This is a genomic window from Brevibacterium sp. UCMA 11752 (genome assembly GCF_021532235.1).
GTDB lineage: Bacteria > Actinomycetota > Actinomycetes > Actinomycetales > Brevibacteriaceae > Brevibacterium > Brevibacterium antiquum.
Window position 1 is genome coordinate 2,494,352 of the sequence record NZ_JACBOS010000003.1, and the last position, 13,747, is coordinate 2,508,098.

Annotated in this window: 8 protein-coding genes; 5 read left to right on the forward strand and 3 right to left on the reverse strand. The window is 63.6% G+C overall.

Annotation, left to right across the window (positions count from 1 at the left end; all coding sequences use genetic code 11):
* Positions 1-48: 48 nt before the first annotated feature.
* Positions 49-1,248, forward strand: coding sequence for an acetyl-CoA C-acyltransferase (locus HU144_RS11100; protein WP_235351393.1), 1,200 nt, complete (start codon positions 49-51; stop codon positions 1,246-1,248).
* A 93-nt stretch (positions 1,249-1,341) separates the two neighbouring features.
* On the opposite strand, the gene HU144_RS11105 is transcribed toward HU144_RS11100, so the two are convergent.
* Positions 1,342-3,900 (reverse strand): HNH endonuclease signature motif containing protein, encoded by a 2,559-nt coding sequence (locus HU144_RS11105; protein WP_235351394.1) that lies wholly within the window; start codon positions 3,898-3,900, stop codon positions 1,342-1,344.
* Between the two features lie 314 nt (positions 3,901-4,214).
* Here HU144_RS11105 and HU144_RS11110 point away from each other — a divergent pair, with 314 nt between their 5' ends.
* Complete coding sequence (locus HU144_RS11110; protein ID WP_235351395.1) at positions 4,215-5,531, forward strand: MATE family efflux transporter; 1,317 nt, start codon at positions 4,215-4,217, stop codon at positions 5,529-5,531.
* Positions 5,528-6,232, forward strand: a complete 705-nt coding sequence (locus HU144_RS11115; RefSeq protein WP_235351396.1) for a GNAT family N-acetyltransferase — start codon at positions 5,528-5,530, stop codon at positions 6,230-6,232. Before HU144_RS11110 ends, HU144_RS11115 begins: the two co-directional genes overlap by 4 nt.
* Positions 6,233-6,320: 88 nt before the next feature.
* Here HU144_RS11115 and HU144_RS11120 read toward each other — a convergent pair whose 3' ends face one another.
* Positions 6,321-7,619, reverse strand: coding sequence for a M1 family metallopeptidase (locus tag HU144_RS11120; RefSeq protein WP_235351397.1), 1,299 nt, complete (start codon positions 7,617-7,619; stop codon positions 6,321-6,323).
* Positions 7,612-11,628, reverse strand: a complete 4,017-nt coding sequence (locus HU144_RS11125; RefSeq protein WP_235351398.1) for a non-ribosomal peptide synthetase — start codon at positions 11,626-11,628, stop codon at positions 7,612-7,614. Before HU144_RS11125 ends, HU144_RS11120 begins: the two co-directional genes overlap by 8 nt.
* Before the next feature lie 198 nt (positions 11,629-11,826).
* Here HU144_RS11125 and HU144_RS11130 point away from each other — a divergent pair, with 198 nt between their 5' ends.
* Both HU144_RS11130 and HU144_RS11135 read left to right on the forward strand, forming a co-directional pair.
* On the forward strand, positions 11,827-13,041 hold the full coding sequence (locus HU144_RS11130) for a metal-dependent hydrolase family protein (RefSeq protein ID WP_235351399.1): 1,215 nt from the start codon (positions 11,827-11,829) through the stop codon (positions 13,039-13,041).
* 198 nt (positions 13,042-13,239) lie between these two features.
* A complete protein-coding gene (locus tag HU144_RS11135; RefSeq protein WP_235351400.1) occupies positions 13,240-13,740 on the forward strand; it encodes a DedA family protein in 501 nt (166 codons plus the stop codon).
* Positions 13,741-13,747: the final 7 nt, after the last annotated feature.

The following is a 13,747-nucleotide window of genomic DNA, read 5'->3' on the forward strand; positions in this document are numbered from 1 at the left end:
ATCGCGGCGAACTCAGGTCCGGCGCACCACACTGAAGAAAGGCACGTCATGCGCGAAGCAGTTATCGTCTCCACCGCCAGAACTCCGATCGGAAAGGCGTACAAAGGAGCGTTCAACAACACTCAGGCCCAGGAACTTGCTGGCCACGCCATTTCTCACGCTGTCTCACGGGCTGGTCTGGAAGGGGGCGAAGTCGACGACGTCATCCTCGGTGCGGCCCTCCAGCAGGGCAGCCAGTCCACCAACGTCGCGCGCCAAGCGGCACTCCGAGCAGGACTCCCCACAACGGTCCCCGGAATGACGATCGACCGTCAGTGTTCCTCCGGTCTGATGGGCATTGCGACGGCAGCGAAGCAGATTCTCTTCGACGGTCAGGAGATCGCAGTCGGCGGCGGCGTTGAGTCGGTGTCGCTGGTGCAGAACGACAAGATGAACATGTACCGGGCGCAGGACCCGTGGCTGGTCGAACATGTTCCCGGAATCTACTACCCGATGCTCGCCACCGCCGAGGTGGTTGCAGAACGGTATGGCATCAGTCGTGAAGCGCAGGACGAATACTCGCTGTCTTCGCAGCAACGTACTGCCGCCGCTCAGGAGGCCGGCCGGTTCGACGATGAGATCGTACCGTTGCCGACGACGAAGATCGTCGTCGACAAGGAGACAAAGGAATCGTCGACCCAGCAGGTGACGCTTGAGCGCGACGAGGGGAACCGCCCATCGACGACATTGGAGAGCTTGGCAGGATTGAATCCCGTGCTCAAGCCCGGCGATGCGTCCAAGGTTCCGAGCATCACTGCGGGCAATGCCTCACAGCTTTCCGACGGCGCTTCTGCTTCAGTGCTGATGTCGGGCGATGAGGCGAGTCGGCGAGGCCTGGAGCCACTGGGCATCTATCGAGGTATGGCAGTGGCTGGCTGTGATCCCGACGAAATGGGGATCGGGCCCGTCTTCGCGATTCCGAAGCTGCTCAAGGCGCAGGGGCTGTCGATCGATGACATCGGACTATGGGAGCTCAACGAAGCATTTGCGGTGCAGGCTCTCTACTGCCGTGACCGGTTGGGCATTGATCCCGAGAAGTACAACGTCGATGGTGGCGGTATTTCAGTCGGCCACCCCTACGGAATGACCGGTAGTCGCCTTGTCGGCCATGCTCTCATCGAGGGACGTCGTCGCGGAGTCAAGTATGTCGTCGTCACGATGTGCATCGGCGGCGGCCAGGGTGCTGCGGGACTCTTCGAAGTCTGCTGAGTCAATATAACCGAGAGAAACACCAAGCCGGCCGGTACATCAGGGTTGGCTGATCCAATAGAACATACTCGGCCATCGGAACATGCCGAGCCATCAGAACGGTGGCTGTTCACCCGAGTCCCAGAACCACTGCTTCGCGTTCTGGCCGGGTAGGCGGGAGAAGGGATCGGTGTATTCGGCCCGGCTGGGGGACTGAAGTCCTTCGGCGGGACCAGCCGTCGGCTGTGCAGTTTGTGACTGCATGGTCGACGGCTTTTCTTCTGCCGTCTCTGATTTCTTGGGTCGGTTCTTCTTCCTGGGCGGATTCTCTGTGTCAGCAGGGGCAGGTTCCGTCGGACGTGCGGCTCCCGTCGGAGGTGCAGGACCCGTCGAGGACGCAGCTGTTGGAGGTGCAGCTGTCGAGGACGCGGCTGTCGAAGACTCAGCCGGTGGTGGATCAGTCGTCTGGGGCGGGGCTGTGGCGAAATACTTGAGGAAGAGCCTCGCGTGTTCGACGTTGATCGGATTGTCGGGCGGCATGACTTCGGTGGAGATTCCGTGCCTGAAAATGTATTCGAGCCGCCCAGGCTCTGTCATTCTGACTGAGAATTTCCGGTCTGTCTTCGCTTGGTGATGGAGCTTGCACAGATTGTGGAGATTGCCGAATCGAGTGTGGCCGCCGCTCTGTGGACTGTCGTGGTCAAAGGGAATGATGTGATCGACCTCAGTGAGCTCGGCACGGCGAGTGCAACCGGGCATGGTGCAGTTCATCCACTGGGCGGCGAGAGGCTGTCGAATGCTGTTGGGGATCGTGTAACTGGTTGCCTTGGCATCGAGTGGCGTGCCGGTCGCTGGGTCCGTGAGGATCCGTGTCCATGTCGATGCATAGCCGGCGAGCCGGCGCGCCATGTCGGCTGGAAGGGGAGAGCCGTCGGGAAGCATTCCGGCCAGATCGCAAACATCTGTGTCGGTCCACTGCTTTCCAGCGGTGTCGGTCGGAGAGAACGTGGTCGACGCTGTCGCCGTGGCTGCCTCTGTTCCTTCTGCAGCCGTGGTTTCTGCTGCGCTGGCTGCGTCGTCGGAGGCCGCCAGGAACTGGCTGAGCAGCGTGAACATAGGAACGGTGATCGTCGTCCGCGCCTGGTGGGAGAGCCAATACTCATGGGTCGGCAAGTCGAGGAGAACCTCGTAGCCGACTTTGCACTTTGATCCGTCAGGTTCGGACGAGGAGTCAGTGCCGAATGCTGTATCAGGATCGAGCCCGGTCGGCCAGAAAGGGGTACCGGGTGCTGGTCGGCTGTTCTTCAGCGCTTCGAGGAACCGTGGGTCGCGCAGCCAGTCGTCGGACGATGCTTGCCTCTGATCGTCCTTTTCGGCGTCGGCCGGTGCTGAGGCCTTGTCGTCCATCTGGCCGAAGGTCCGCTCGATGTAAGCGAGCAGAGATTCCTCGGGAGACATGGGGACCCCGTCTGGTCCCACGAACAGACCGTCGATCGGGAAGTCGGTACTCGCCGTCTCGCCAGTTGTGGTGTTGTTGCTGGTGATCCGCAGTTTCAGCTGCGGCCGAGTACGAGTGAATATGTCGAGCATGAGCGCATCGATGCCGCGATCGTCTTCGAATGACTCCCCGGGGCTCAGCTGGTCGCCGAACGCGGAAGTGTTGCCCTTGTAGACGGAGCGAGCAAATGCTTCGACTCTTCTATAGCAGGCGTTGAGCTCTGGGGCCGGCCCGGTGAGAGTGAGGTAGGCGGTGCCGTCATCACCCGTGCTGATATCGACTCGGCGGCGAACTGCGACCTTCTCAAGGGTCTCCTGCGCTGGTTGGGTCGCCGCGATCTTCAGCGCGAGAGAGCGTTTGAACGTTTCGATTGTGATATCCGCACGTCTGTCGGCCAAATAGTCATCAATGCTCGGCAGGTATCTGAATGCGACGTCCCGGCAACGACGCGTCACAAAGGCAACATGTTCAATGGTGAAATCTCCGTCTGTGCAGCGCTGGTGGAACTTCGGAAGCCCGTGCACCAACGTCATCGCAGAGGTGATGTGTTTATAGGCTCCGGACGTAGTCGCGCCGAGCAGTGCCGAGTATTCGCTGATGTCTTCGGCAAAAGCGTATTGATGCGACCATCCGTTGAACGTCGACGTGGGCCTGTACGCAGGGAAGTCGGGAAGCGGTTCGGGATGTTCTCGGGCTTCCCTCTGTTCACGACGCATCCTTCGCCCCGCTCCACGGTCCTTCTTTCGGCTTGACCCGTTAGCGGTGTCAGCGGTGCCAGCCGTGCCCGCGCCACTCGCGTCACCGGAGGCGCCCGCATCACCCCAGGTGCCCGTGTTGCCCGGTTCGGCGCTCGCCTTCGTGCTCTTCGCGGAACGGCGGCGGGGGCGCTTGCGGCTGGTGTGTCGGCGGACGGTCTCCGCGAGCGGCGCAAAGTCGTATGGAATCGTCAGGTCGGGACCCGCGAGGCCAAGGTAGTGCGCAACCTCTCGGGCGAAGATGCTGCTGGTTGCGTCAAGTGCCGCAAACTGTGCCTGGTCGCTGCAGGCGTAGACGGCCGACAGGTCGCTGAATGGCGAATCTTCATCGATATCAAGGCTGCGGCCGCTGAAGGCTGATGAGCTCGAGTCGTCCGAGTGCACACCGTAGTGAGAGCTGTCGTCGTCCATGTGCTTCATCGCGTCGCCTCCTCTCCACTGCGATGTGGAGTCTGCTGATAATTTGGCGCCTAGTCACAGTATAACTAAGAATAGAACGTAAAGCCAGTAAGATTCGAATAATAGACGAACAACGAACCGGAGAATAACAGATCCAGCACTTAGCGACGTCACTGTAAGACGTCTGTGTGCTTCCTTCGGTCATTACCGGAAGACAAGTCCTGTTTGTTGTTATATGATCTCATTCGCCACTGACACGAGAGCCTGCGCAACCGGCGCGAGAGCCTGCGCAACCGGCGCGAGAAGATGCGCCACCGATTCGTTAGACTCGATCCGTGGCAGCGATCGACAAGGACATTCTCCGTTTGGCACTTCCGGCCCTCGGAGCGCTGATCGCCGAACCCATCTTCTTGCTCTCTGACACGGCCATGGTCGGCCACCTCGGCGCCGGTGCACTGGGATCGCTGGCGATCGCGTCGACGATTCTGCAGACCGTCCTCGGGCTGATGATCTTCCTCGCTTATGCCACCACCCCACGGGTCGCCAGGCGAATGGGTGCCGGAGACCGCTCCGGTGCCATCAATGCGGGTTTCGACGGAATCTGGCTTGCTCTGTGCACCTCGGTGCTGCTGCTGGCGATCGGGCTGCCTCTGCTCAAGCCGGTGATCGCTGCCTTCGAACCCGGCGCTGAGATCGGCGAGGGCGCCTACTCCTATCTCGCCATCTCCTGGTGGGGCCTGCCCTTCATGCTCGTCGTCATCGCCGCCACAGGACTCCTGCGCGGACTGCAGGACACGCGCACACCACTCATCGTGGCTGCAGTCGGATGCATCGCCAACATCGGATTGAACGCACTCTTCATCTACGGCCTCGATATGGGAGTTGCCGGCTCTGCGCTGGGCACCGTCATCGCGCAAGCGGGGATGTGCTCCGTCTACGTGGCGATCTCGATCAGGGCGGCACGACGCTTCCACGCCTCCTTTCGGCCTGACTGGTCCGGGGTGCTCTCCTCGGCGAAGACCTCCGGTTGGCTGCTGGTGCGCAATGCATCCCTGCGCGCGGCTCTGATCATCCTCGTCTTCCTCGCCACTGCTATGGGAACGACCGAGCTCGCCGCGATCCAAGTCGCACAGAGCATCTTCTTCGCTCTCGCACTTGCCCTCGACTCGCTGGCGATTGCCGGTCAGGCCCTGATCGGACTGCAGCTGGGCGCACGGAACGTCGACGCGGTGGCCGCGATCAACCGGAGGCTGTGTCTGTGGGGCATCGTCTTCGGGGTCGTCGTCGGTCTCATCCTCTTAGCAGGTGCCGGAATCATCCCCCGCGGCTTCTCTTCGGACCCGGCAGTCGTCGCACTGATGACGAGTCTCCTTCCCGTGCTGGCCCTGAGCATGCCCATCGCCGGCTATGTATTCGTCCTCGACGGCGTCCTCATGGGTGCCGAGGACGCCAGATATCTGGCTCTGGCACAATTGGTTGCTGTGGGCGGATATGCGATCCTGCTGATTCCGATCGTCCTCTACTGGCCCGGTGCTCTGGGCCTGTGGGCCGCGTTCTGCATCGGCTTCGTCGGCCTCCGGGCGCTGACGTTGGGATGGCGGGTGCGCAATCGCAGTTGGATCGCTCGTGCGGTCGAGAAAGGAACCTCATGAACGAACGTCAGAACCAGGATTCCGCCGAGGCGGCCCGCCGGACCGAACTCAGGTCACGGATCCGCCCGCTGGGTCCAGGGACCCCAGACAAGGCATTCTTACCCTTCCTCGATCTGTGCTTCAACTGGTCGATGGACAAGCCGAGGATCGACGTCGATGAACTCCTCGAGCGCGACGATGCGGCCTTCTACTTCAAGGACTGGGGGCGCGAGGGTGATATTGCGGTGGCCGCCTATGCGAAGGACCCGAACGGTGGAGACGCCGCCGAAAACCAGCCTGCCGACGAGGAGCCCACCGACGACCAGTTCACCGGAGACCAGTCTAGCGACGGACAGGCCGGTGCCGCGGATTCAGACCCGGAGATCATCGGTCTCGCATGGCTGCGTCTGGCCGCGTTCGATGCAGTGATCGAAAAGTCAACCGACACCACCGCCGAGGCGCGTTCGCGCTTCACCGGGTACGGCTGGGTAGCCGGGGACATCCCAGAGCTGTCATTGGCGGTTCTGCCCGATCATCAGTCCCAGGGAATCGGCGGCATGCTCCTCGACGTGGTGTGCACCTTGGCGAAGATGAGCGGTTTCCCGGCCGTCAGTCTGTCCGTCGAGGACGGAAACGGCGCGGCTCGTCTCTACCACGACCGCGGGTTCGTCACGGTCGGGCGCAATGGAGACGCCGATATTCTCGTCCGCCAGCTCAAGTGACTGAACCGAGGTCAGCAATGAAATCAGGAGCCAGCCGAACCAGCCCAGCCAGCCCAGCCAGCCGAACTAGCTGAACTAGCCGAACCGGCTAGGCCAACTCGGGCAGGTCCTCTTCGAATAGCCACGGCCGGACAACCTCGGCGAGGTCGCGGCCGACCACACCAGAGATGCACTCGAGGAAATCCGAGGTATCGACCGAAGAATGACGATGCTTCGTCGTCCACTCGGAGATCGCAGCGAAGAAGTCCTCATCGCCGATCTCGAGCCTCAGTGCGTGCAAGCAGAGTGCACCGCGCTTGTACACACGGTCATCGAACATATCGGGACCGCCCGGGTCGCTGAGTACGAAGTCCTGCGGCTCGTTCGCCAGAGCCTCCCGCCAGGTCTGCGCACACTCATGCGCGCTGCTGCGGCCCGATGCCTCCGACCACAGCCATTCCGAATAGCAGGCGAAGCCCTCATTGAGCCAGATGTCTGACCAGCGCCGAGGCGTCAGCGAGTTCCCGAACCACTGATGGGCCATCTCATGGGCGACGAGTCGCTCGGCCTCCCACTCCTTGCCAAGATGGTTGGGCCCGAGCACGGACAGAGGCTGTGACTCAAGGGGGATCTCGAGCTCGTCGTCGGTCACGACCACGTCGTAGCGGTCGAAGGGGTAGGGACCGAACCGTTCGATGAACTCGTTCATCATGGAGTGCTGGATCTGCAGACGAGTGGACGCTGCGGTCCAATGCTCACCGGCGTAGAGGCCCAGGGAGACAGGAGAAGGCGCAGCACCATCCTCGGAGTCGATCTGGGTATGCCGGTAGCGGCCGATCTGCACCGTGGCCAGATAGGTCGCCAGGGGGGTCTGTGACTCGTAGGTCCATGCCGTGCGGCCGGCCTTGCGAACCTTGTCGACGAGTTCTCCGTTGGACACGACCGTGTATTCGGATTCCGTGAGCACACGGATGCGGTACTTCGACTTGTCCGAGGGGTGGTCGTTGCAGGGGAACCAGGTTGAGGCGCCGACGGGCTGCCCGGCCACGAGGACACCGTCCTCGAGCTCCTCCCAGCCCACGTCACCCCAGGGTCCGATCGCGGGCTGCGGGTTACCGACATAGGAGACGTCGATGCGCACCGGCTGGTTCTTCGGCAGGGAATCTGTCGTCAGGCGCAGCTTCTTGCCCCGCGTGGAGTACCGAACCTTCTTGCCGTTGACGGCGGCCTTCGTGACTCGCAGACCTGTGAGGTCCAGGAGGATCGTCTTCGTCTCCTGCAGCACACGACCCGTCAGGCTCGCGTGCGCGGAGAGGCGGTTGGGCCCGATCCGGTAGTCGAGGTCGAGATCGTAGTGGTCGATGGTGAGCTCGGCGCTGCCGACGTTCGGGGTGTAGGGATCAAGCATCGTGGTGCCGCCTTGCGGTTGCTTCGGGCTCGCTGGATCCGCCCTCAGGAAGTTCTGGTGCATCCACCCAGGGTATGACAGGATTGCCGCTGAAATAGGCGTGGGCCGGCACGAACTCTCCGCGCATGACCAGGGAGGTCGAACCCACCGTGGAATTGGTGCCCAATCTGGAGGCGGGCAGGATCACGCTGTTGGGCCCCAGAGTCGATCCCTGCTCCAACTCGACGGTGTCCAAGCTCATGACCCGGTCGTGGAAGAGATGGGTCTGGACCACGCAGCCGCGGTTGATCGTGGAGTTGTCTCCCAGGCTGACCAGGTCGGCTTCGGGCAGCCAGTAGCTTTCGCACCACACTCCGTGGCCGATCTTCGCTCCCATGGCCCGCAGGTACCACACAATGGCGGGAGTCCCCACGGCATTCCGGGCGAACCATGGTGCGGCGATGAGCTCGACGAAGCAGTCCGCCACCTCGTTGCGCCAGATGAACGATGACCACAGGGGATGCTCGCCGGCCCTGATGGGACCGGCGCAGATCCACTTGGCCGCGATGGCAAGTCCCGCCGCCACCGCACCAGCGGCCATCATCACGATGCCCGAAGTCAGCAGGGCGAGCCCGACAGAGGCCAGGAACGATCCGCCATCGCCAGCCGCGCCACCAGCCGCGCCACCTGCTGCGTCCGTCGCGCCCGTACCGGCTGCAGACGACCCCGCTTCCGGCAGTCCGAGGAGGAACTCGATCGTGAGGAGGACCGCGGCGACGAGTGCACCGGCGACCATCACCGAGGTGATCCGCAGGGTCTCGAAGAACGCCCGGGCCGATCTGACGCCGAGCTTCGGGGCATAGGTCAGCGCCTCATCGGCATCGACGGCTGCCCTGCGCAGCTGCACAGGGGGAGAGCCGAGCCACGACGAGCCCTTCTTCGCCTTCGCCGGGGCCGCCGACAGCACAGCAACCAGTGCGTTCTTGGGCACTCGCCGTCCAGGGGAGGCGATGCCCGAGTTGCCGAGGAAGGCGCGCTTGCCGACCTTCGCCTTGCCGGCTCGCATCCACCCGTGACCGAGTTCGTAACTGGCCACCATGGTGTCATCGGCCAGGAACGCACCCGCGGCGATGGTCGTCATCTTGGGGACGAACACCACCGTTGAGATCTCGGTGCCCGGACCCACCTTCGCTCCGAGCAGTCGCAGCCACCACGGGGTGAGCATCGAGGCATAGAGGGGGAAGAGGAGATCACGGGCCAAGTCGAGGAGGCGCTCCGTGGCCCAGACACGGTAGCCGTGCGCAGAACGGACCGGGAACTCTCCCTCTTCCATTCCGATGGACAGCAGCCGCACCGACACGAGGATAAACAGGGCCGTGCAGACGAACCAGATGCAGGCGATGAGAGGGGACCAGGCGAGAACGAGCAACGGGGACTCGACGACGCCGATGCCTGAGACCGCGATCATCAGCGCTATGCCCGGTACGGCAGCCAGATAGGGCAGAGCGGCGTTGAGCTGAGAGCCCACAGCATAGAGCAGGAAGGGCAGCCGACGGCGAGGCGGTGGAGCTGGCCAGCTCTTCTTGGCCTTGCCGATCCGGACAGCGGGGGAGCCGGAGTAGGATTGGTTCCGGCGCACCTTGCCGGTCACAGCCGATCCGGCTTCGACCAGTGCGCCTTCACCGATTCGGGTGCCCGGCATCAGTGTGGAGCGAGCTCCGATCGTCACGTTGGCACCCACGTCGATGGTGCCGATGCGCAGCAGGTCACCGTCGACCCACCAGCCCTTGAGATCGACCTCTGGCTCGATTGCGGCGCCCTCGCCCACAGTCAGGAAACCGGTCACCGGGGGAGCAGAGTGCAGATCGGCATCGGAGCCGATCCGGTTGCCCAGGAGCTTGGCGTACCAGGTCACCCATGGGGCACTCGCCACCGAGACGGCCGCCGCGAGATCGGCGATGTGTTCGGCCAGCCACAGGCGCTTATGCACCCACCCCGACCGCGGATAGTCACCCGGACGAATACCGAGCATGAGTGCGCGCGCGGCACCGGCGGAGATGAGCATACGGCCCCACGCGGTGACGAAGACGAGGAACAGGGTGATGACCACAGGCCAGGGGGTGACCGGGAGATCCGCGCCGAGGCTGCTGCCGAGATTCGCGAGCACCATCGCGATGACGACCCACCTGACCCCGCCGAGGATGTGGACCGGTACCGCGAGCAGAGTCTGGAAGACCTGCATCCCCCTCGAGGTCCGTGTGATCGTCCGCTTCGGGCGCCCGGCGCCCGCCGCGGCTCCGTCGTCGGAGCGGCACAGATTCGCGAGTGCGCCGAAGCGCGGGTGGGCATAGACGTCGCCGACGGTGACGCTGGGATGCTGGGTCCTCAGTCGGGAGACCATCTGCGCAGCTGCCAGTGAGCCGCCGCCAGAGGTGAAGAAGTCGCTGTCTGATCCCGGCCGTGATCCGAGCACTGCCGACCACTGTTCGGCGATCCACTCGACCTCGGGCTCGAAGGTCTCGGAGCTGTCCTCGGTCTCGGCGCCCTCGCCCATCGGCCAAGGCAGTGCGTTGCGATCGACCTTGCCTGAGGTCTTCGTCGGTAGTTCGTCGATGAGCGTCAATCGCGGCACAAGAGCCGCAGGAAGCTCGGCCCGCAGAGCCTGTTCCCATTCGGAGATGCGGTCCCCGAGATTCGCCGTGCTCGACGCGATGTAGCCGACGAGGATGTCCGAGCCCGCCGGAGTCTGCTTCACTGCGGCCGCAGCACCTTCGACATCGGGCAGGGCCTGGAGGGCGGCGTCGATCTCACCGAGCTCGATGCGACGGCCGGCGAGCTTGATCTGCTCATCGGCGCGGCCGACGAAGATCAGCCCCTCGGGGTCGCTGATGACGAGGTCGCCCGAACGATAGGCTCGGTCCCAGCCGAGGGTCGGCATCGGAGCGTACTTCTCGGCGTCCTTGGCCGGGTCCAGGTAGCGGGCCAGACCGATCCCGCCGATGATGAGCTCACCGGTCTGGCCGTCAGCGACCGGGATGCCTGCCGCATCGACGACGGCCAGGGACCAGCCGTCCAGGGGCAGTCCGATCCGAACAGGCTCGGAGCCATCGAGTTGTGCCCCGCAGGCCACCACGGTCGCCTCGGTGGGGCCATAGGTGTTCCAGACTTCGCGACTCTCATCGCTGAGCCTGCGCCCGAGTTCGGGCGGACATGCCTCACCGCCGAAGATGAGGAGACGCACGGCATCGAGACTGTCGGCGGGCCACAGTGCTGCGAGGGTGGGAACGGTCGAGACGACGGTGATGCCACGTGAGGACAGCCACGGCCCCAGGTCCATCCCGGACTTCACAAGGGCACGGGGCGCCGGGACCAGACAGGCGCCATGTCGCCAAGCCAGCCACATCTCCTCACAGCTGGCGTCGAAGGCCACGGACAGACCGGCCAGCACTCGATCTCCGGGTCCCAGCGGCTCCTCCTGACAGAACATCGCCGCCTCGGCGTCGACGAATGCGGCCGCACTGCGGTGGGAGACGGCCACGCCCTTCGGCTTGCCCGTCGATCCGGAGGTGAAGATGACCCAGCAGTCATCGTCGGGGGTCGGGCGACGCAGCTCAGATCGTGCGAGCGGACCCCGATCGGTTCGCGACTCGATCGCTCGGTCGGCGGTGATGACGCCGGTGACAGCCGCCTCGGTGAAGACTGTGTGCGCACGCTCATCGGGATCGTCGACGTCGACGGGAACGTACGCAGCGCCGAGCATCATCGTGGCCAGGATGGAGACGTAGAGATCGGCGGAGCCGGAAGGCACTCGGATGCCGACCTTGTCTCCCGGTCCTATGCCAGCAGCGGCCAATTGGAGAGCGAGATCACGGATCTCGAGGATCAGTTCGGAATAGCTGAGAACGCCGCGCCCGTCATCGATTGCGGGCTGATCACCATGTGCGCCCGCAACCTCGAGGAGGACGTCGATGAGCGTGCGGTCCTCGCGTGGTCGCGAAATCGCGGGGAATTGAGCCGAATGTATGGTCACAGGACTTCCGGGTCGGGGCTGGAGATGGACGACGGCGTGCGTGCCGCCAGTCACCGACCAAGACTATATATCGACAAGGTGTCTCGAACGTGAACAGAGCGGTGATGACATCTCAGACAGTGAGCTTGTTCACTATGGTGCAGGCTCTTCATTATCCTTAATCCACCTGCACTATTTTCAATGATGAGGAGAACGCCAATGGTCACAGTCTTCAAGAACGCCAAGGTCTTCGACGGAACCAGATTCCTACCGGGGCTGCGAGACATCGTCGTCGACGGAGGAGCGATCTCTTCGGTCACCGAGGGCGGACAGGGCTCACACGATGCCGGAGACGCCTATGTCGACTGTGCCGGCAAGACGATCATTCCCGGCGTCATCGACTGCCACGTGCACCTGATGAGCACCGGGGCCAGCAACTCCTCGTCATTCCATGATCCGTTCTCGCTGCAGTTCTACAACTCCGTCGAGAATATGGAGAAGACGCTCAAGGGCGGAGTGACCACCGTGCGCGATGCCGGTGGCACCGACCTCGGTGCGAAGGTCGCCGTCGAGACGGGCATCGTTCGCGGTCCACGTCTGTCGATTGCGGTGAACATCATGTCCCAGACGGGCGGGCACGGTGACTTCCACCTGGTCTCGGGCGCCGATTCGCCATTCCTAGCCCCACACCCCGGCCGGCCCTCGGGTGTGGCCGATGGTCTCGAAGGAGTGCAGCGCAAGACCCGTGAGCTGCTGCGAGCGGGAGCCGATCACATCAAGATCTGCTCGACAGGAGGCGTGCTCTCGCCGCGTGATGATCCCCGGCACTCCCAGTTCACCGAGGCTGAGATCGCAGTCATCGTCGCCGAGGCGGCTGCCCAGGGCGCGCACGTCATGTCCCATGCGCAGGGCGCACCGGGAATCAAGAATGCTGTCCGCGCGGGAGTGCGCTCCATCGAACACGGCATCTACCTTGATGACGAAGCCATCGATCTCATGCTCGAAAACGGCACCTTCCTGGTCCCGACCCTGCAGGCGCCGCAGGCGGTGATCAAGGCCGCCGAGGCCGGATCGGCTCTGCCTCAGTCCGTGGTCGACAAGGCCCACTCCGTGATCGAGGCGCACCAGGAGTCGATCACGAGGGCCCACGAGGCGGGGGTGACGATCGCGATGGGCACCGATGCCGGTGTCGGCCCGCACGGTGAGAACCTCGAAGAGATCAGTCTCCTCGCCGGCGTCGGCCTCTCCACCACCGAAGCGCTGGCAGCAGGGACCTCCGTCGCAGCCGAACTGCTGGGCCACGACAACATCGGCCGTATCGCTGAGGGGGCGCTCGCCGACCTCGTGGTCGTCGACGGTGACCTCAGCACCGAAGATGTCAGAGGAATCGAGTCGCGAGTGAGCTCAGTGCATTTGGGTGGCGACCTCATCTGAGGAGCCCGGCCGAACGCCTGAGCACGACAGCGGGAGAGTACGCCAGGTGAGGAAAGACTAACCTCACCTGGCGTACAATCGTGGCGTGAGCAATCGAAACCATCTGTGCAGTGCCAGTGCCAGTGCATGTGCATGTGCCGGTGCCAGTGCCGACAGCGGAGCCCCAGACGCAGCAGCCTGCAGGGACGACGATTCACGATGAACCCGCTGAACTGGTCGTTTCCCATCGCCGTTACGTGGCTCATCCTGTTCGGCATCATCCTGGCCCGCGCGGGAGGAACCTTCCTCCTGGGGCGGTTGGCGCGCAAGGGCATTCGAAAGATCGAACGCATCGACACGATCATGTCCGGTCCGAAGTACCGCAGAGCCGAAGCGATGATCGAGCGTTTCGGGGCACCGGTGATCGCCGTGAGCTTCCTCATGATCGGGGTCCAGACCGTGCTCAATCTGGCGGCTGGAACCAGCGGAATGAGCTATCGCCGCTATCTTCCCGCCCTCGTCGTCGGCGGGTCCCTGTGGGCCCTGATCTATTCGACCGTCGGCCTCATCGGCTTCAAGGCCCTGGCCACGGCCTACCAAGCGGAGCCCGGACTGACCATCGGGCTCGGCGCCGTCTTCGTCCTGGCCATCCTCGGCCTGTTCATCGGGCTGAAGAAGAAGGACGAGCAGACTGAGCCCGCCGCCCAGGGAACGGCCTGACCGGTCC

Excerpts from the sequence above, each read along its gene's own strand:
- HU144_RS11130 (WP_235351399.1), top strand. The coding sequence starts at position 11,827 with ATGGTCACAGTCTTCAAGAACGCCAAGGTCTTCGACGGAACCAGATTC.
- HU144_RS11115 (WP_235351396.1), top strand. The coding sequence starts at position 5,528 with ATGAACGAACGTCAGAACCAGGATTCCGCCGAGGCGGCCCGCCGGACC.
- HU144_RS11135 (WP_235351400.1), top strand. The coding sequence starts at position 13,240 with ATGAACCCGCTGAACTGGTCGTTTCCCATCGCCGTTACGTGGCTCATC.
- HU144_RS11100 (WP_235351393.1), top strand. The coding sequence starts at position 49 with ATGCGCGAAGCAGTTATCGTCTCCACCGCCAGAACTCCGATCGGAAAG.
- HU144_RS11105 (WP_235351394.1), bottom strand. The coding sequence starts at position 3,900 with ATGAAGCACATGGACGACGACAGCTCTCACTACGGTGTGCACTCGGAC.
- HU144_RS11120 (WP_235351397.1), bottom strand. The coding sequence starts at position 7,619 with ATGCTTGATCCCTACACCCCGAACGTCGGCAGCGCCGAGCTCACCATC.